The sequence below is a fragment of the Kitasatospora sp. NPDC036993 genome, assembly GCF_055607525.1.
This window is the reverse complement of record NZ_JBVJRP010000004.1, coordinates 555637-572627: the sequence shown is the minus strand read 5'-3', so window position 1 is coordinate 572627 and position 16991 is coordinate 555637. Positions and strand designations below refer to the sequence as shown.

Here is a 16991-nt window from a genome sequence, read left to right as displayed (position 1 = left end):
ACCGGCCGCGACCGCAAGCAGGCCCTCGAACGCGCCCGCCGCGCCCTCAACGAGTTCAAGGTCGAAGGCATGGCCACCGCCATCCCCTTCCACCAAGCCGTCGTCACCGACCCCGCCTTCGCACCCGAGGTCCACGGCAACGACGAACCCTTCACCGTCTTCACCCGCTGGATCGAGACCGAGTTCGACAACACCATCCCGCCGTTCGCCGGCGCGGCCGGTGACGGCGAGGAGGCCGAGACCCGGGAGACCGTGGTGGTCGAGGTCGGCGGCAAGCGGATCGAGGTCTCGCTGCCGTCCTCGCTGGGCGTCGCGGCGGCCCCGGCGGCCGGTGCGACGGGCGCCGCCAAGGCCAAGCGCCGGGTGGGCACCAAGAAGGCCGGCTCGGCCCTCAGCGGTGACACCCTGGCCTCGCCGATGCAGGGCACCATCGTCAAGGTCGCCGTCGAGGAGGGCCAGGTCGTCGCCGAGGGCGAGCTGATCGTGGTCCTGGAGGCGATGAAGATGGAGCAGCCGCTGAACGCACACAAGGCGGGCACCGTCTCCGGCCTCAAGGCCGAGGTCGGCGCGAGCGTCAGCAGCGGCGCCGCGCTGTGCGAGATCAAGGACTGACCGGGGTCCCTGGTTCCACCGACCGGTCCGTACGCCCTCGGGGGCGTGCGGACCGGTCGCGTCTCCGGCCCCCGTACGGGCTCAGCGCCCGCGCGGCAGGCCCATCTCGGCCAGCCTGGCCGGCATGCCGCCCGGGCCGGCCGGCCCCCCGTGCGCACCGGGACGGCGCTGGCCGGGCAGCGGGGCGCCCCCGGGGGGCGGGCCGGCCCGGCGGGCCATCGGACCCGGCTGGGTCTGGTGGACCGGCCCGCTGCCGGTGCCGTGCACCGGGGCGTCGCCGCTCGGCGACGCGCCCAGCGGGGCCAGGTCGACCTGGACCCCGCAGTCGGCGAGCGCGTCCAGCTCACGGGCGGTGGTGTCGTCCGCGGCCGCCTGCTCGTCGGTGACCAGCCGGGTGATGGTCTCGGTGGCGACGGTCTGGAACATGCCGGCCGCGCCGAGCTTGGTGTGGTCGGCGAGGACGATGACCTCGGCAGCCGCCAGCACCATTGCCCGGTCCACGCTCGCGGACAGCATGTTCGCGGTCGACAGCCCGCGTTCGGCGGTCAGCCCGCTGCCGGAGATGAAGGCCTTGGTGACCCGCAGCCCCTGGAGCGACTGCTCGGCACCACTGCCCACCAACGCGTAGTTGGAGCCGCGCAGGGTGCCACCGGTCATCACCACCTCGACCCGGTTGGCGTGTGCCAGGGCCTGGGCGACCAGCAGCGAGTTGGTGACCACGGTCAGCCCCGGCACCCTGGCCAGCCGGCGGGCCAGCTCCTGGGTGGTGGTGCCGGCGCCGACCACCACCGCGTCCCCTTCCTCCACCAGGCCGGCGGCGAAGTCCGCGATGGCGCTCTTCTCCGCCGCGGACAGGTGGGTCTTCTGCGGGTATCCGGGTTCGCGGCTGAAGCCGCCGGGGAGCACCGCGCCGCCGTGCCGGCGGTCGAGGAGCCCTTCTGCCTCCAGCGCCCGCACGTCACGGCGCACGGTCACTTCGGAGGTCTGGACGACGCGGGCCAACTCCCGGAGCGAGACGGCTCCGTTGGCGCGCACCATTTCGAGGATCAACTGGCGACGTTCTGCTGCAAACACAGAACCGACGGTAACCTGCGTGACCGTCTGCTTTCAGGCGTTTGCAGCTGGTAGCGGGAATTGCTCACGCACGAGCGGCGCGTGACCGTAGAATACGCGCCGCCGATGACCCGGAACTGCGCCCGCCGTCCGGGTGACGGCCATGCCCGCGCGAAGGGCGGCCGCGGATCGGCAGCCGCCCCCAACTGCGCGCCGGACGCTCAGGATTCGCCGTCGGCCCGCTTGCGGATGTGCAGCTGGCGGGCCGCCTCGGCGGTCGAGCCCGAGACGGACGGGTAGACGGTGAAGGCACTGGCCACCTGTTCGACCGTCAGATTCGCGTCCACCGCGAGCGAGATCGGGTGGATCAGCTCGCTGGCCCGCGGGGCGACGACCACGCCGCCGACCACGATGCCGGTGCCGGGGCGGCAGAACAGCTTCACGAAGCCGTCCCTGATGCCCTGCATCTTCGCCCGCGGGTTGCCGCGCAGCGGGAGCTTGACCACGACGGCGTCCATCTTGCCGCACTCCACGTCGGCCGCCGTGTAGCCGACGGTGGCGATCTCCGGGTCGGTGAAGACGTTGGAGGCCACGGTCTTGAGGTTCAGCGGCTGCACCGCGTCGCCGAGCGCGTGGTACATCGCGATCCGGCCCTGCATGGCCGCCACCGAGGCGAGCATGAAGACGCCGGTGCAGTCACCCGCCGCGTAGACGCCGGGGGCGGTGGTGCGGGAGACCCGGTCGACCTGGATCTGGCCCCAGTCGTTGAGCTTGACCCCGGCGTCCTCCAGGCCCATCTCGGCGGTGTTGGGGATCGAGCCGACCGCCATCAGGCAGTGGGTGCCCTCGATCACCTTGCCGTCGGCCAGCATGACCTCGACCCGGTCGCCGATCCGCTTGACGCTCTCGGCCCGCGAACGGCCCATCACGTTCATGCCGCGGCGGCGGAAGACGTCCTCCAGCACCTCGGCGGCGTCCGGGTCCTCGCCCGGCAGCACCCGGTCGCGGCTGGACACCAGGGTGACCTTGGAACCGAGCGCCTGGTACGCGCCGGCGAACTCGGCGCCGGTCACGCCGGAGCCGACCACGATCAGCTCGCGGGGCAGCTCCTCCAGGTCGTACACCTGGGTCCAGGTGAGGATCCGCTCGCCGTCCGGCTGGGCGTCCGGGAGTTCTCGCGGGTGGGCGCCGGTGGCGATCAGCACCGCGTCGGCGCGCAGCGACTGCACGGTGCCGTCGGGCCCGTCCACCAGGACCTCGCGGGAGCCGTCCGCGGCCTGCCCGCCGGTGCCGAGCCGGCCGCGGCCGCGCAGCACGGTGACGCCGGCCCGGGTGACGGACTGGGTGATGTCGTGGGACTGGGCGATCGCCAGGCGCTTCACACGGCGGTTGACCTTGCCCAGGTCCACGCCGATCACCCGGGCCGCCTGCTCGAGCGGCGGGGTGTCGTCCGCGACCAGGATGCCCAGCTCCTCGTACGAGCTGTCGAAGGTGGTCATCACCTCCGCGGTCGCGATCAGGGTCTTCGACGGAACGCAGTCCGTGAGCACCGCCGATCCGCCCAGACCGTCGCGGTCGACGACGGTCACCTCCGCGCCGAGCTGTGCGGCGACCAGGGCCGCCTCGTAGCCGCCGGGTCCGCCACCGATGATCACGATCCGAGTCACGCTCCCCATTGTCCCGCACGCCGGGAGGGCCGCCACGCCGGGGTCCCGGCTCGCACCTTCGTCCAGTCGCCGCGGCCCGCACGCCGCCCGGGCTACGCTGGCCCCCATGCCCCTTTACGCCGCGTATGCCACCAACCTCGATGCCCGGCAGATGACCCGCCGAGCCCCGCACTCCCCGCTGCGCGGCACGGGGTGGCTAGCCGGCTGGCGGCTCACCTTCGGCGGCGAGCAGCTCGGCTGGGAGGGCTCGCTGGCCACCGTGGTCGAGGACGAGAAGGACCAGGTCTTCGTCTCGCTGTACGACGTCGCGCCGATGGACGAGGAGGGCCTGGACCGCTGGGAGGGCGTCCAGCTCGGCATCTACCGCAAGATCAAGCTGCGCGCGCAGACCCTGGACGGGGACATCCCGGTCTGGACGTACGTGCTCAACGACTACGAGGGCGGCCTGCCCGCGGCCCGCTACCTCGGCCTGGTCGCGGACGCCGCCGAGAGCGCCGGCGCCCCGCACGACTACGTGATGGACCTGCGCCGCCGCCCCTGCTAGGACGACTGCCGACCCTGGCCCCAGGGCCCTGGCCCGCTCAGGGCCGCGGCCCCCAGCCGCGCACGGTGTCCGCCAGCACCCCGGCCACCACCGCGCGCCTGGCCGGGTCGGTGCGCAGCCCGTTGCCCAGCTCGACATGCAGCCACGGCACCCCGACGCCCGCCGCGAACCGGCCCTCGACGTTGGTGGTGCCGCCCAGCTGCCCGCACTTCTCCCGCCAGGCCCGGCAGACCGCGTAGCCGGCCCGGCCCAGCCCGGAGGCGGTGAGCTCGGCGCCCGGTCCCGGCTGCCCGGCGCCGGGCGAGACCACCGCGTCCTGCCCCGGCAGGCTGCCCTCGTCGAAGCCGTGCACCTGCACGCCGGGCAGGCCCCGTCCGCTGAGCGCCTCGACCACGGCGGCGAAGACGGTGTCGGTGCGGTGCGCGACGTCCGAGGAACCGTCCGCCCCGGCCCTGCGGTGCGCCCCGGCGAGCACCAGCACGCCGCCCGGCACGGCGCGGAACAGGTCCACCCCGAGCGCCTCGGTCCGGGCGTCCGAGACCGGGTGGGGCACCTGCACCGACCAGGCGGGGCGGGCCGAGAGGTCCAGGTAGACCCGGCCCCAGCCGTGGACGCCCTCCGCCGTGGCGTCGGCGAGCTCGACGACCCGGCGCCCGGTGGCGGCCTCGGTGAACTCGGTGCGGCGGTAGCCGGCCCTGGCCAGCGCGAGGTCCGCCCGCCCGGTCTGCCCGTCCAGCAGGCCGAGCACGCCGTCGGCCAGCGCCCGGCGCTGCGCGGCGTCCGGCGCGGTGTACGGACCGCCCGGCGCGAAGTCCTCGGTGAACTCGTCCACCCTGGCCGCCAGGTCCACCGGCGCCGGACCGGTGGGCGCGGACGTCGCCGGCACTGCCGGCGTCCGCTCGGCCCGGCCGCGGGCCGCCAGGGTCAGCACCCCCGCGAGCGCGACCAGCACCAGCAGCACCGCCACCGGCAGCAGCAGCGAGCGTCGCGAACCCCGAGTCTCCATGGCGGTCGAACCTACCGTGCCGTCCGCCACCGCCATGATCCACACCAGGGGTGAGCGGATCGTCACCGAAGCGACACTGAAAAGCCTCCCATTCGTGATAACTCTTTCGAAATCTCCTCGTACGCTGGTGCGGTTTGACCAGTCCTTGATCATCGCTTGACCGAGAAGGCCGGCCGCGGACCTCCCGGAACGGGCGGGCGGGCCCGGAGGAGAACGAGGCCCCTTGTGAGCAGCACGGCAGCCAACCCGCCGCGGCAGCACCGCTACCGCCGCCGGGCCGACATGCCGCTGCTCGGAGGCATCCGTCCCCCCATCGCGCTGCTGCTGGTCCTGCTGCTCGCCGTCGCCGCGATCACCGCACTGGCCGTCGGCGGACTGCGCGTCGACGACACCCCGCAGGCCGTCCGGGAATCCCACCAGTACGCCGCCGAGGACACCGCCGCCTCGCTGCGCGCCGGACTGCACGAGAGCTCCACCGACCTGCGCCGGGCCGCCTCCCGGTACGAGAGCGCCCCCGCCGAGCCCGCCGCGGTGCTGGCCGCGCTCGGCCAGGCGTACCACAAGTGGCGCGGCACGGTGGTGGTCCGCCCCGACACCGGCCGGCTGCTGGCCGCCCGCGGCGAAACCGTCCCGCTGGCCGGGCTGGACCTCACCAAGGTCACCGACACCGCGCCCGCCCCCGTCCTGGTGCCCTCCGCCACCGGCACCCGGCTGCTCACCTTCGCGCTGGTCGCCACCAAGGCCGACGGCCGCGCACTGCTGGTCGCCTCCGACAACCTGCGGCTGCCCGGCATCGCCACCCGCAAGGAACAGACCATCCAGGTCCTCGACGCCTCCGGCGCCGTCCTGGACACCACCGGCGCCGCGCTGGACTCCGAAGCCGACCGCAAGGTGGTCGCCGCCGCCCGCGAGCGCGCCGCCAGGGAGCACCCGGTCCCCGGCGAGACGGCCGCCGGCAGCCTGGCCGGCAACGCGGACGACAAGGGCGTGCGCCGGGTCGCCGGCTGGGCCGCCGTCACCAACCCCGACGGACACGACCTGGCCGCCCCGCTCGGCCTCACCGTGGTCTCCACCAGCAACGTCGACGGCAAGCCCGGCAGCCTGCGCCACCCCACCCTCGGCCTGGCCGCCGCCGGCGCCCTGCTCGGCCTCGCGCTGCTGCTCGCCTGGTACCTGAGCCGCAGCCTCCAGCGCCCGCTGCTGCGGCTGTTCCTGGAGTCCCGCCGGCTCACCCGCGGCGAGCGGCTGGAGCAGCCGGTACGTGGCCCGAGGCGCGGCGAGGCGGCCCGGATCGCCCGCGCGCTGGAGGAGCTGCGGAGGCAGCTGCGCGACCCGTCCCGGCGGCCCTCCCCGGCCCCGGCCGCAAAGCGCCGCCCCGGCACCGCGCTGCCGCTCGCGCTCTGCGCCGTCCTGGTGCTCGGCTGGTCGGGCCCCCTGCTGTTCCTCGGCGGCAACGACTCCACCGTACGGGTGCCCAGCCAGGTGCTGGCCGCCCAGCGCGACCGCACCGACACCGCCGCCGACCGGATCCGCCAGGCGCTCAACGAGGGCTACGCGGACCTGCGTTCACTCGCCCCCTCGCTCACCGAGGCCTCCGTCGGCAAGGCCGAGAACCTGCTCCACGCCACCCTCGCCGAGCACGACCGCTACCGCGCGCTCTACGTTCTCGGCGCCAACGGCGAGGTGCTCGCCCGGGCCGGCGAGACCCCGCACCGCACCGGCCCCGAGGCGCTCGGCCCGAGCGGCGTGCTGCTGCTCAACAGCTCCGGCAAGGAGCCCAGGATCGCCGCCAGGGCGCCCCTGGGCGCCGCCCCGGCCGACACCGAGGCGGACGGCGGCGACGAGGGGAAGGACGGCGGCAAGGAGCCCAAGGGGCCGGTCCTGATCGGGGAGTTCAAGACCGGCTTCCTCAGCTCCCTGCTGGTGCGCCCCGGCCTCGGCCGGGTCTGGCTGGTCGACGACCGGCAACGGGTGCTCGCCGCCAACGAGGGCTACAGCTCGTTCGGCGACCTGCCGGACGGCCGGGCCCGCCGGATCCTGGCCGACGCCAGGAAGTCCGCCGCGGCCGACGTGCTGCGCGGCGAGGGCGACCCCGCGCTGCTCGCCGCCGCCCCGCTCGGCGGCAACGGCAGCGTGGCCAGGCTCGGCTGGTCCGTGGTCACCGCCCAGCCGGTGTCCTGGCTGCACCTGGACCAGAACCGGGCCGACCGGCGGGTGGTGCTGGCCGGCATGCTCGGCCTGGCCGCCGCCGCGCTCTGCCTCGGCTGGCTGTACATCGCCGTCGGCCTGCCGCTGCGCCGGCTCGCCGCGAGCGCCGAGGCGCTGGCGGCCGGCGACCGCCGCACCGTGCTCTACCCCGTGCACCACGACGAGGTCGGCGCCGTCGCCCGCAGCCTGGAGCTGATCCGCCAGGAGCTGGTGCGCGCCGAACAGGCCGAGCGCTCCGGCCGCCGCGCCCCCACGACACCCGCCACCGCAACCGCCACCGCCCGCTGAGCCCCCGCCCGAAGGACCTCCCGTGCTCTTCCTCTACGTCGTGCTGCTGGTGTGCTGCACCGTGCTGCTGGTGGCCGGCATCGTCGAGCAGCGCCGGCACTTCGCCGCCCTGGAACAGATCCCGACCCGGGTGCTGGTGAACGGCATCCGCGGCAAGAGCTCGATCACCCGGCTGTGCGCGGGCGCGCTGCGCGGCGGCGGGCTGGTGACGGTCGCCAAGACCACCGGCACCGCGGCCCGGTTCATCCACCCGGACGCCACCGAGGAGCCGGTCTACCGCAAGTTCGGCATCGCCAACGTGGTGGAGCAGATCGGCATCGTCCGCCGCGCCGCCACCTACCGGCCGGATGCCCTGGTGATCGAGTGCATGGCCGTCATGCCGGCACTCCAGGAGGTCAACCAGACCAAGCTGATCCAGTCCACGATCGGCGTGCTGTGCAACGTCCGCGAGGACCACCTCGCCGAGATGGGCCCCACCCTGGACGACGTCGCCCGCTCGCTGTCCCGCTCGATGCCGGTCGGCGGGGTGTGCGTGACCGCCGAGCAGGAGCGCGTGCACATCCTGCGCGAGGAGGCGGCCAGGCGGGACTGCCGGCTGATCGTGGTGGACCCCGAGTCGGTCACCGACGAGGAACTCCGCGGGTTCAGCTGGTTCACCTTCAAGGAGAACGTGGCGATCGCCCTCGCCGTCGCCGAACTCCTCGGCGTGGAGCGGCAGACCGCGCTCCAGGGCATGTGGGCGGCCCCGCCGGACCCGGGCGTGCTCTCCGTCGAGCGCTACCGGACAGCGGACGGCAAGCGGCTGCGCTTCGCCAACGTCTTCGCCGCCAACGACCCCGAGTCCACACTGATGAACGTCCGCCAGCTGGAGGACCTCGGCGCGATCCACCGCCCGCTCAGCGTGGTGATCAACTGCCGCCCGGACCGGGTGGAGCGCAACGGCCAGATGGGCCAGATCGTCCCGGACCTCGGCCCGGACACGGTCTTCCTGATCGGCCACCCCACCAAGAGCGCCCGCGACGGCGTCCCGTCCGGCTGGTCCGGCCGGGTGGTCGACCTCGGCGGCGACAAGCGCGACCCGGCCCGGCTCACCGCCGAGCTGCTGGCCGAACTCGGGCCCGACTCCTCGCTGGTGGCCGTCGGCAACATCCACGGCCAGGGCGAGCTGTTCCTGGAGGAGCTGGCCGGGCTCGAACCCGACGAGGACGGCGAGGCACCGGAGTTCGCGTACCACGAACCCGAACCGCTCTTCCCCGAGCCGGACTACGACGACCCCGCGTACGCCGAACCGGCCCACCTCGAGACCGGCTACGCCGAGCCGGCGTACGTCCCGCCCCCGTACGTCCCGCCCCCGTACGTCCCGCCCCAGTCGGTCGGGCCCGGATACGCCGAGCCCCGGTACGTGGAACCCGGATACGCCGAGCCCGGGTACGCCGAACCCGGGTACGCCGAACCCCGCTACGCGGAACCGGGGTACGCCGAGCCCGGGTACGGCCACACCGGGCCGGCCCACGGCGCCCCCGCCCACACCGGGCCGGTCTACTACCCCGAACCGGTCCCCGACACCTGGTACGACCCCAACCACCGCACCACCCCCTACGGAGACCAGCAGTGATCCCCACCGAGCTCACCCCCGAGATCGCCGCCATCGGCATCGCGCTCGGCCTGGTCTTCTCGCTGGTCTGCTACCTGACCACCAACCTCTCCCCCGGCGGCATGATCACCCCCGGCTGGCTGGCCCTCACCCTGGTCGAGGACCTCCAGCGGGTGGCCATCGTGATCGGCGTGACCGTGCTGACCTTCCTCGCCACCCGGCTGGTCCAGAAGCTGGTGATCCTCTACGGCAAGCGGCTGTTCGCCGCCGTGGTGCTGATCGGCGTGCTGCTCCAGGCCACCGTGATGCTCGTCCTCCAGCGCGAACTGCCCACCCTGTACGCCAACCAGACGCTCGGCTTCATCGTGCCCGGCCTGATCGCCTACCAGCTGGTCCGCCAGCCCAGGGCGGCCACCCTGATGGCCACCAGCACGGTGACACTCGCCAACTACGTCGTGCTGACCGCCGGCGTGCTGCTCGGCGCCCTGCCCGGCACCTGACACCCCCGGAAGCCCCCATGCCCGTCACCCGCAAGTCCCTGCTCAGCGGCGGCCTCGCCGTGACCCTGCTGGCCGCCAGCGGCTACCTCACCGTCCAGCTCCGGGACCGCGACCGGCAGCCGTCGGCCGGCAGCAGCGCGCCCCTGATCACCTCCACCGGCCCGGCCCCCGCCGGGACGGCCGCACCGGCCGAGTACCGCTACGAGCGGCTGGCCGGGCCCGACCGCACGGTGGTCAGGGACGCCCGCGGCGGCGTGGTCGCCACGCTGACCGACAACGCCCGCACCGCCGTCCTGGCCGGCTCCAGCCGCACCTTCGCCGAGCCGGGCACCACCACCGCCACCGTGGTGACCGACAGCTGGGTCCGGCTGATGCCCCAGCCGTGGAAGCCGGGCGCCGAGCAGGAGGGCTGGTTCCGCACCTGGTTCCAGCAGTCCCTCGGCTCCACCGCGGACGACGTGCTGGCGGTGGCCACCCAGTACGTGGCCGACGCGCCCGCCGAGAAGGACGCCAAGGGCGTGCGCTTCAAGGGCGACGCCTCCTTCGGCCCGCTCAACCCCAACGGTTCGGCCGGCAACGACCTGCGGCTGGAGCAGACCGACTTCTTCGACTACCTCGGTGTTCCGTACACGTTCGCCGACAAGGTCGCCAAGCAGCCCGACAAGACCCGGTACGGCGCCTTCGACTGCTCGGGCTTCGTCCGGATGGTGTACGGCTACCGCTCCGGATACCCGCTGCTCTCCAAGGACGTCGCCGGCCCCGGCCTGCCGCGCACCGCCAACGGCCTGGCCCGGGTCGGCCCCGGCGTCCCGGTGATCCCGCTGACCACCGCGGCCGGTTCGGACACCACCGTGCGCCCCGCCTCGATCGACCCGCTGCAACCCGGTGACCTGGTGTTCTTCGAGATCGACGCGCGCACCGGCGCCCGGCTCGACCACACCGGCATCTACCTGGGCCTGGACACCGACGGCCACCCCCGCTACATCTCCAGCCGGGAGGAGGCGGACGGCCCGACCTTCGGCGACAAGGGCGGCACGTCGCGGCTCGACGACAACGGCATGTACGCGAAGGGGCTGCGCAACGCGAAACGGCTCTGAGTCGCGCGCGGGACGTACGGGTACGGAAGGCGAGGAACACCGTGCGTGCGGGAACCGGTGCCCCGGGTCGCCCCGGAGAACGCCCGCCGAGCTGTGTTTCCGGTCAGCCGGGTAACGATCCGGCACGCCGCGGCGGAATTTCTACGCGCGTAGCCGAATCCCGTCTATCCTCGGACCCGTGAACGCTTCTCCTCAGTCGGTCGTCTCCGCCGACCCCTACGCCGCCGCCCAGGCCGCCGCCGAGCGCCTGCGCGAGCTGACCGGTGCCGAGCGGCACGACGTCGCCCTGGTGATGGGCTCCGGCTGGGTGCCGGCCGCCGACGCCCTGGGCGAGACCGTGGCCGAGTTCCCGGTCACCGACCTGCCCGGCTTCCCCGCCCCCGCCGTCGCCGGCCACGCCGGCACGATCCGCTCGGTGAAGATCGGCGACAAGCGCGCCCTGATCTTCCTCGGCCGCAACCACTACTACGAGGGCCACGGCGTGGCCACCGTCGTCCACGGCGTGCGCACCGCCGCCGCGGCCGGCTGCGGCATCATCGTGCTGACCAACGGCTGCGGCGGCCTGCGCCAGGGCTGGACCCCGGGCCAGCCGGTCCTGATCAGCGACCACATCAACCTGACCGGTGACTCGCCGATCGTCGGCGCCAACTTCGTCGACCTCACCGACCTGTACTCCAAGCGCCTGCGCGAGCTGTGCCGCGACATCGACTCGTCCCTGGACGAGGCCGTCTACGTGCAGTTCCGCGGCCCGCACTACGAGACCCCGGCCGAGGTCAACATGGCCCGGGTGATCGGCGGCGAGCTGGTCGGCATGTCCACCACCCTGGAGGCCATCGCGGCCCGCGAGGCCGGCAGCGAGGTGCTCGGCATCTCCCTGGTCACCAACCTGGCCGCCGGCATGACCGGCGAGCCGCTCAACCACGCCGAGGTGCTGGAGGCCGGCAAGGCCTCCGCCGAGCGCATGGGCGAACTGCTGGCGAAGGTCCTTGAGCGGATCTGACGCCCGCCAGGCGCAGAATCATGACTGACGGGGCCCACGGGCGGCGTGATCCGCTGATCACGCCATCCCGTGGGCCCCGTCCGCATGTGCCCACCTCTTCCTCATTCGCTCTTCCTCACTCGCTCTTCCTCACTCGCGCGGAACCTCCGGCCCACCCACCGACGCACTTCCCGATGGAGCTGGCATGACGCAGGCACCCACCACCGACCTCCTCGCCCGGGCCCGGACCTGGCTGGCCGAGGACCCCGACCCGCAGACCCGCGAGGAGCTCAGCGCCCTGCTGGCCAGGGCCGAGGCCCCGGAGGTCGAGACCGACGGAAAGCTCGCCTGGGCGGAGCTCGCCGAGCGCTTCTCCGACCGGCTCCAGTTCGGCACCGCCGGCCTGCGCGGCGAACTCGGCGCCGGCCCGATGCGGATGAACCGCGCCGTGGTGATCAGGGCCGCGGCCGGCCTGGTCGCGTACGTCAGGCAGCAGGGCCTGGGCGACCTGGTCGTCATCGGCTACGACGCCCGCCACAGGTCGTACGACTTCGCCCGCGACACCGCCGCCGTGGTGGTCGGCGCCGGCCTGCGCGCCGCGCTGCTGCCGCGCCCGCTGCCCACCCCGGTGCTCGCCTTCGCCGTCCGCCACCTGGGCGCGGCCGCCGGCGTCACCGTCACCGCCAGCCACAACCCGCCGCAGGACAACGGCTACAAGGTCTACCTGGGCGACGGCTCGCAGATCGTCCCGCCGGCCGACGCCGGGATCGCCGCCGGGATCGACGCGATCGGCTCGCTGGACGAGGTCCCGCGCGCCGAGGAGGGCTGGGAGGTGCTCGGCGAGGAGGTCGTCGAGGCCTACCTGGACAGGGCCGTCTCCATCGTGGACGCGCGCGGCCCGCGCGACCTGGAGGTGGTCTACACCCCGATGCACGGCGTCGGCCGCGACACCCTGGTCGCCGCCTTCCGCCGGGCCGGCTTCCCCGCGCCCACCGTGGTCGCCGAGCAGGCCGAGCCCGACCCGGACTTCCCGACCGTGGCCTTCCCCAACCCGGAGGAGCCGGGGGCGATGGACCTCGCCTTCCGCACCGCCGCGTCGGTCGGCCCCGACATCGTGATCGCCAACGACCCGGACGCCGACCGCTGCGCGGTGGCCGTCCCCGCCAACGGCGACGCGGCCGGCGGCGGCAGCGGCGGCGCGGCCGGCTGGCGGATGCTGCGCGGCGACGAGGTCGGCGCACTGCTCGGCTCGGCCCTGGTCGCGAAGAAGGCCGAGGGCACCTTCGCCACCACCATCGTCTCCGCCACCCTGCTCGGCCGGATCGCCGAGGCCGCGGGCCTGGGCTACGCCGAGACGCTGACCGGCTTCAAGTGGATCTCCCGCGCCGAGGGCCTGCGCTACGGCTACGAGGAGGCGCTCGGCTACTGCGTCGACCCGCAGGGCGTCCGGGACAAGGACGGCATCACCGCCGCCCTGCTGGTCGCCGAGCTCGCCGCCACCCTCAAGAAGTCCGGCCGCACGCTGTCCGACCTGCTGGACGACCTGGCGCTGGAGCACGGCCTGCACGCCACCGACCAGCTCTCCGTCCGGGTCCAGGACCTCACGCTGATCGCCGACGCCATGCGGCGCCTGCGCGAGCGGCCGCCGACCGTCCTGGCCGGCCTCCGGGTCACCCGCGCCGACGACCTGTCGGCCGGCTCCGCCGACCTGCCGCCCACCGACGGGCTGCGCTACTACCTGGACGGCGAGGCCGTCCGCTCGGCCCGCATCGTGGTCCGCCCCTCCGGCACCGAGCCCAAGCTCAAGTGCTACCTGGAGGTCGTCCTCCCGGTCGCCTCCGCCGCCGACCTGGCCCCCGCCCGCGCCCGCGCCGCCGGTCTCCTCGCCGCCGTCAAGCGGGACCTCGCCGAGGCCGCCGGCATCTGATCCCACCCGTGGCACGGTGCCCCGTCGAGCATCGGCTCGACGGGGCACCGCGGCCTCCGGAGGCTACGGCGTCACGCGGGGCTTCGCCGAAGCCGCGCCGCTGTGGCTCAGAAGCCGGTGTCGTAGGTGTAGAGCGTGGAGTGGTCCAGCAGTTGGGCCGGCGTGGTGGTGTTCCAGGGCTTCATCGGCTTGTTGAGGTCGACCACATTGGCGGTGGGCACCACGGGCAGGTACCCCGAGCCGGGATTGCGGCGCCGCCACTCCGACCAGAGCTTGTCGATGAAACAGTGGTGCAGCCAGAACGCCGGGTCGTTCGGGGACATCCCGGAGTTCATCTGGCCGCCGATCCACACGTGCGCCCGGTTGTGCAGGTTGGGGCCGCGCCAGCCTTCCATGTTGTTGCGGAAGCCGTCGGAGGAGCTGTTCCACGGTGCGGCGTCGTAGGCGGTCATGGCGAGCACGGTCTCCACCTCGGCCCGGGTCGGCAACGCGGAGACCGCGGCGCCGAGCGTGCGGCGCAGGTAGTCGCGGCTGTCGGGGCGCACGTTCACCGTCCACTTGCCGGTGCCGTACGCGAACGGGCCGGTGACCACCTGGTTGTCGCCGCTGCGGCCGCTGCCGCCCAGGAAGTCGGCGCCCCAGATCGACGAGTTCGCCGCCCGGTCGACGGTCCAGTCCCAGTACGGGAGCGTGACGTTCGGGTCGATGCTCTGCAGGTCCCGCTCGAACTGGAGCAGGAACTGGCGGTGCCAGGGCAGGAAGGACGGGGAGCGGTGGCCGACCCGCTCACCGGTGTCGCTGTCGTTGACGATGAAGTAGTTGTGCGTGTCGACGTAACCGTCGTAGCGGCCGAGCCGCTTGAGCTCCAGTACGGCGTCGACGAAGGCGCGCTTCTCCTGGGCCGTCAGGGTCGCCTGGTTCTTGCGGACTGCCATGGTTTCTCCTCGGTGAGCCAGTGGTCCGAACGTGCGGTGGGCCGGTTCAGGCGACGGAAATCGGCACGAGCGTGGCGCCCTGAAGGTCGTCGACGGCCGCGCGGGCGAGCGCGCGGGGGGTGGTGAAGGTCTGGTAGTGGTTGATGACGCTGATCCAGGTGCCGTCGACGTTGCGCATCATGTGCAGCTCCCGGCCGTCGATCAGCACCGTGTACCCGACACCGGCGCCGTGGTGGCCGGCACGGGCGGTCGGCCGGCCCTGGATGCGGCGGCCCTGGTAGGACTCGTCGAACTGGTCGTTCTCCCCCAGGTCGGCGGCGGTGGCGGACTTGCTGGTCGGTCCCGCGACCGCCAGCACGCCCGTGCCGGCCGCGGCGGTGAGCGCGAGCACCGAGCCCTGGAGCATCCGTCGTCGGGTCAGCTCCGTGGTGCGGCTGATTTCGGACATGGTGAAACCCCCTCCGGCGCCTCGGAGAATCGAGGCGCGCGCATGAAAGAAACGTTTCTACAAGGGGACGGAATAGCAAACAGTCCCCAAACCCTGACCATGGGGAGTAATTCCATGGTCGATCCGCCCCATGTCCATACTTTCAATGGATGTGCGCGGTCCGTAACGGGAGCATGACGAATGCGGAGAAGGTTGGGCGCTTTCCGGTCAGCCCACTTGTCGGATGTTCATCATCGTCGGCGGGGAAGTTTCACTTTCCAACCGCTCGCAGGCGATCTTTCGAAAGATCTTCCGGAACCGACCCCGCCTCCCCGCAGACCTTCCCGCGCGACGCGCTCCCGGCGACGCGGCTCACACCCGGAACATGACGGGATGCGGCCCGCCTTCGGTCCGTGGATTCGATCCACCGGCTTGCCGGAGTCCCCGATGCCCGGGTTCGTCACCACCGACGGCATCGGCCCTCCGCGCCCGAACCGACCGCGCCCCGACAGCACTTCGCCCCGCCGGATCGCATCCGGCGGGGCGAGGTGAAGCGGTCAGCACCCTCGGCCGTCCGACAGCGCCGGGCGCGCGGCCGGCCCCTCCTGCGTGGCTCAGACGGCGATGACGGTGATCAGCGCGGCCAGGCCGATCAGGGTGGGGGCGATGATCCACCAGCACCAGCGGACCTCGACCGGGCCGGTGGCCCCGGGGCGGCCGGCGTTGCGTTCGGCCATCTCCTGGAGGACCGCGGTGACCTGGTCGGACCAGGCGCGGGTCGGGTCGGGCGAGCCCTGGACGACCGGGTTGGTCCGCTTGGCCAGCCCGAGGCCCAGGCCGGTCCTGGAGGCGTGTTCGGCGGCGCCGGTGCTCATCGCCCGGGTGGCCCGCTTGCGCTGCCGCAGCGACACCGGCACCGCCCAGACCTGGTACTTCTTCCCGCCCGCGAGCAGTTCGACCGAGTACCCCGCGCGCAGCGCGTCCACCGAGGCCCAGGGCGCGACGACGGTCCGCCACGGGTTGCGCACCACCAGCCGGTCGCGGCCGGCCGTCACGACCGGGCGCAGCGTGTACGCGATCACCGGGAAGGCGAACACCGGCACCGCCGCCAGCGAGACGTACGGGGTCTTCCCGGTCCCGTTCAGCGCCGCGTCGCCGACCAGCCAGGCCGCGACGGCCAGCAGCAGCACTCCGGAGATCACACCGGGGACAGAGCGGTACACGCGGTCCGCGTACTCGGGCTCCCCGTCGGGGGCGGCCGGGCCCTGGTGGGGCGTGCCGTCGGAATCGGTCATGGCGTCGATTCTGCCCCATGCGCCCGAAGAGTCCACAGGCCTCGACGATCACCGTTCGACGGCGGTTCGGTACCTAACGGATGTGCACGGTCTTGATCCGGAAGCCCCCGGCGAGCCGTTCCACCACCGACCACGCGCGGTCCGTGGTCAGGACGGGCAGGTCGAGGCGTTCGGCGATGGCGATGCACAGCGAGTCTGCGGTGGACAGGGTCCCGGGCTTGCCCGACCTGGTGTGTCGCAGATCGTCCTCGGTCCACCGGGATCGGGTGGTGTACGAGAGGTGGCGCAGCTCGGCGGCACGGACGGCGTCGGCCTGGGTGACCTCCTCGACGATGACCAGGCCGGCACCGACAAGGTCGTCCGCGATACGGCAGGGCGGGCTGTGGTGTCCGTACGCCTGGGCGCGGCGGAGCACCTCGGTGAGGCAGACGGTGGGGAGCCGGGCGCCGTCGAGGACGTCCTCGACCTGGGCCGCTCCGGGCTCGTCGGCCATCCAGGCGAGGACCGCGCCCGCGTCGAGGAGGTGGCTCACGCGGCGCCACGCTCCTCGTCCTCGTCCGCCTCGGCGCGGTCGTCGGTCGCGAGATCGACTCCGACGGGGAGGCGGAACTTCAGCCGGCGCTTGATGTCGTCGGCCGTCTCGATGATCACTCCCCCGCCTTCGAGCACCCGCAGGTGGACTCGCGCGCCTTCCCGCATGTGCGCGGCACGCTGAATGGCGACGGGCAGGATGATGCGCCCCCGGTGCCCGACCGTGGTCGTCGCCTCCGCCGGGCGGTCGTCTGTGACACTCATGGCTCCAGGTTACCCATTCGACGAAATATGGGCCATGACGTTTTCTGCTCACCATTCTCGAAAT

General features: G+C 73.3%; 16 protein-coding genes. 8 read left to right on the top strand and 8 right to left on the bottom strand.

The features are described from left to right. The coding region (locus ACZ7C5_RS11745; protein ID WP_470322466.1) for a biotin/lipoyl-containing protein at nt 1-612 on the top strand (612 nt) is incomplete at its 5' end. Between the two features lie 81 nt (nt 613-693). Here the strand turns inward: ACZ7C5_RS11745 and ACZ7C5_RS11740 are convergent. Further along, complete coding sequence (locus tag ACZ7C5_RS11740; protein WP_401091471.1) at nt 694-1650, bottom strand: DeoR/GlpR family DNA-binding transcription regulator; 957 nt, start codon at nt 1648-1650, stop codon at nt 694-696. 236 nt (nt 1651-1886) lie between these two features. Then, nucleotides 1887-3341 carry an NAD(P)H-quinone dehydrogenase gene (locus ACZ7C5_RS11735; protein WP_401091391.1) on the bottom strand — a complete coding sequence of 485 codons (1455 nt, stop codon included), beginning with the start codon at nt 3339-3341 and terminating at the stop codon, nt 1887-1889. A gap of 97 nt (nt 3342-3438) precedes the next feature. Here ACZ7C5_RS11735 and ACZ7C5_RS11730 point away from each other — a divergent pair, with 97 nt between their 5' ends. Further along, a complete protein-coding gene (locus tag ACZ7C5_RS11730) occupies nt 3439-3876 on the top strand; it encodes a gamma-glutamylcyclotransferase family protein (RefSeq protein WP_049660023.1) in 438 nt (145 codons plus the stop codon). A gap of 37 nt (nt 3877-3913) precedes the next feature. Here ACZ7C5_RS11730 and ACZ7C5_RS11725 read toward each other — a convergent pair whose 3' ends face one another. Next, entirely contained in the window at nt 3914-4948 is a 1035-nt protein-coding gene (locus tag ACZ7C5_RS11725; protein ID WP_470322465.1) for a hypothetical protein, read from the bottom strand. A gap of 159 nt (nt 4949-5107) precedes the next feature. Between ACZ7C5_RS11725 and ACZ7C5_RS11720 the strand changes: the two genes are divergently transcribed. The 6 genes from ACZ7C5_RS11720 (at nt 5108) to ACZ7C5_RS11695 (ending at nt 13475) form a co-directional block, all read left to right on the top strand. Then, nucleotides 5108-7378, top strand: a complete 2271-nt coding sequence (locus tag ACZ7C5_RS11720) for a HAMP domain-containing protein (protein ID WP_470322464.1) — start codon at nt 5108-5110, stop codon at nt 7376-7378. A gap of 22 nt (nt 7379-7400) precedes the next feature. Beyond that, entirely contained in the window at nt 7401-8993 is a 1593-nt protein-coding gene (pgsB, locus tag ACZ7C5_RS11715) for a poly-gamma-glutamate synthase PgsB (protein WP_470322463.1), read from the top strand. Next, on the top strand, nt 8990-9472 hold the full coding sequence (locus ACZ7C5_RS11710) for a poly-gamma-glutamate biosynthesis protein PgsC/CapC (RefSeq protein WP_188296442.1): 483 nt from the start codon (nt 8990-8992) through the stop codon (nt 9470-9472). The genes pgsB and ACZ7C5_RS11710 overlap by 4 nt, the downstream gene beginning before the upstream one ends. A gap of 17 nt (nt 9473-9489) precedes the next feature. Continuing rightward, complete coding sequence (locus ACZ7C5_RS11705; RefSeq protein ID WP_470322462.1) at nt 9490-10569, top strand: C40 family peptidase; 1080 nt, start codon at nt 9490-9492, stop codon at nt 10567-10569. A gap of 178 nt (nt 10570-10747) precedes the next feature. Then, nucleotides 10748-11569, top strand: a complete 822-nt coding sequence (locus ACZ7C5_RS11700; RefSeq protein WP_401091388.1) for a purine-nucleoside phosphorylase — start codon at nt 10748-10750, stop codon at nt 11567-11569. A gap of 184 nt (nt 11570-11753) precedes the next feature. After that, nucleotides 11754-13475 (top strand): phospho-sugar mutase, encoded by a 1722-nt coding sequence (locus tag ACZ7C5_RS11695; RefSeq protein ID WP_470322461.1) that lies wholly within the window; start codon nt 11754-11756, stop codon nt 13473-13475. Nucleotides 13476-13582: 107 nt separating this feature from the next. On the opposite strand, the gene melC2 is transcribed toward ACZ7C5_RS11695, so the two are convergent. The 5 genes from melC2 to ACZ7C5_RS11670 form a co-directional block, all read right to left on the bottom strand. Further along, nucleotides 13583-14410: a tyrosinase MelC2 gene (gene melC2, locus ACZ7C5_RS11690; RefSeq protein WP_401091384.1), complete on the bottom strand. Its 828-nt coding sequence runs from the start codon at nt 14408-14410 to the stop codon at nt 13583-13585. 46 nt (nt 14411-14456) lie between these two features. Beyond that, nucleotides 14457-14858, bottom strand: a complete 402-nt coding sequence (melC1, locus tag ACZ7C5_RS11685) for an apotyrosinase chaperone MelC1 (RefSeq protein WP_401091382.1) — start codon at nt 14856-14858, stop codon at nt 14457-14459. Between the two features lie 593 nt (nt 14859-15451). Then, on the bottom strand, nt 15452-16132 hold the full coding sequence (locus ACZ7C5_RS11680) for a PH domain-containing protein (protein WP_401091380.1): 681 nt from the start codon (nt 16130-16132) through the stop codon (nt 15452-15454). Between the two features lie 73 nt (nt 16133-16205). After that, complete coding sequence (locus ACZ7C5_RS11675; RefSeq protein ID WP_401091378.1) at nt 16206-16664, bottom strand: PIN domain-containing protein; 459 nt, start codon at nt 16662-16664, stop codon at nt 16206-16208. Next, complete coding sequence (locus ACZ7C5_RS11670) at nt 16661-16927, bottom strand: AbrB/MazE/SpoVT family DNA-binding domain-containing protein (RefSeq protein ID WP_401091376.1); 267 nt, start codon at nt 16925-16927, stop codon at nt 16661-16663. Before ACZ7C5_RS11670 ends, ACZ7C5_RS11675 begins: the two co-directional genes overlap by 4 nt. Nucleotides 16928-16991: the final 64 nt, after the last annotated feature.

Bases quoted from the DNA above. Each gene is read 5' to 3' on its own strand.
- ACZ7C5_RS11740 (WP_401091471.1), bottom strand. From the start codon at position 1,650: ATGGTGCGCGCCAACGGAGCCGTCTCGCTCCGGGAGTTGGCCCGCGTC.
- ACZ7C5_RS11735 (WP_401091391.1), bottom strand. From the start codon at position 3,341: ATGGGGAGCGTGACTCGGATCGTGATCATCGGTGGCGGACCCGGCGGC.
- ACZ7C5_RS11730 (WP_049660023.1), top strand. From the start codon at position 3,439: ATGCCCCTTTACGCCGCGTATGCCACCAACCTCGATGCCCGGCAGATG.
- ACZ7C5_RS11705 (WP_470322462.1), top strand. From the start codon at position 9,490: ATGCCCGTCACCCGCAAGTCCCTGCTCAGCGGCGGCCTCGCCGTGACC.
- ACZ7C5_RS11695 (WP_470322461.1), top strand. From the start codon at position 11,754: ATGACGCAGGCACCCACCACCGACCTCCTCGCCCGGGCCCGGACCTGG.
- melC2 (WP_401091384.1), bottom strand. From the start codon at position 14,410: ATGGCAGTCCGCAAGAACCAGGCGACCCTGACGGCCCAGGAGAAGCGC.
- melC1 (WP_401091382.1), bottom strand. From the start codon at position 14,858: ATGTCCGAAATCAGCCGCACCACGGAGCTGACCCGACGACGGATGCTC.
- ACZ7C5_RS11680 (WP_401091380.1), bottom strand. From the start codon at position 16,132: ATGACCGATTCCGACGGCACGCCCCACCAGGGCCCGGCCGCCCCCGAC.
- ACZ7C5_RS11670 (WP_401091376.1), bottom strand. From the start codon at position 16,927: ATGAGTGTCACAGACGACCGCCCGGCGGAGGCGACGACCACGGTCGGG.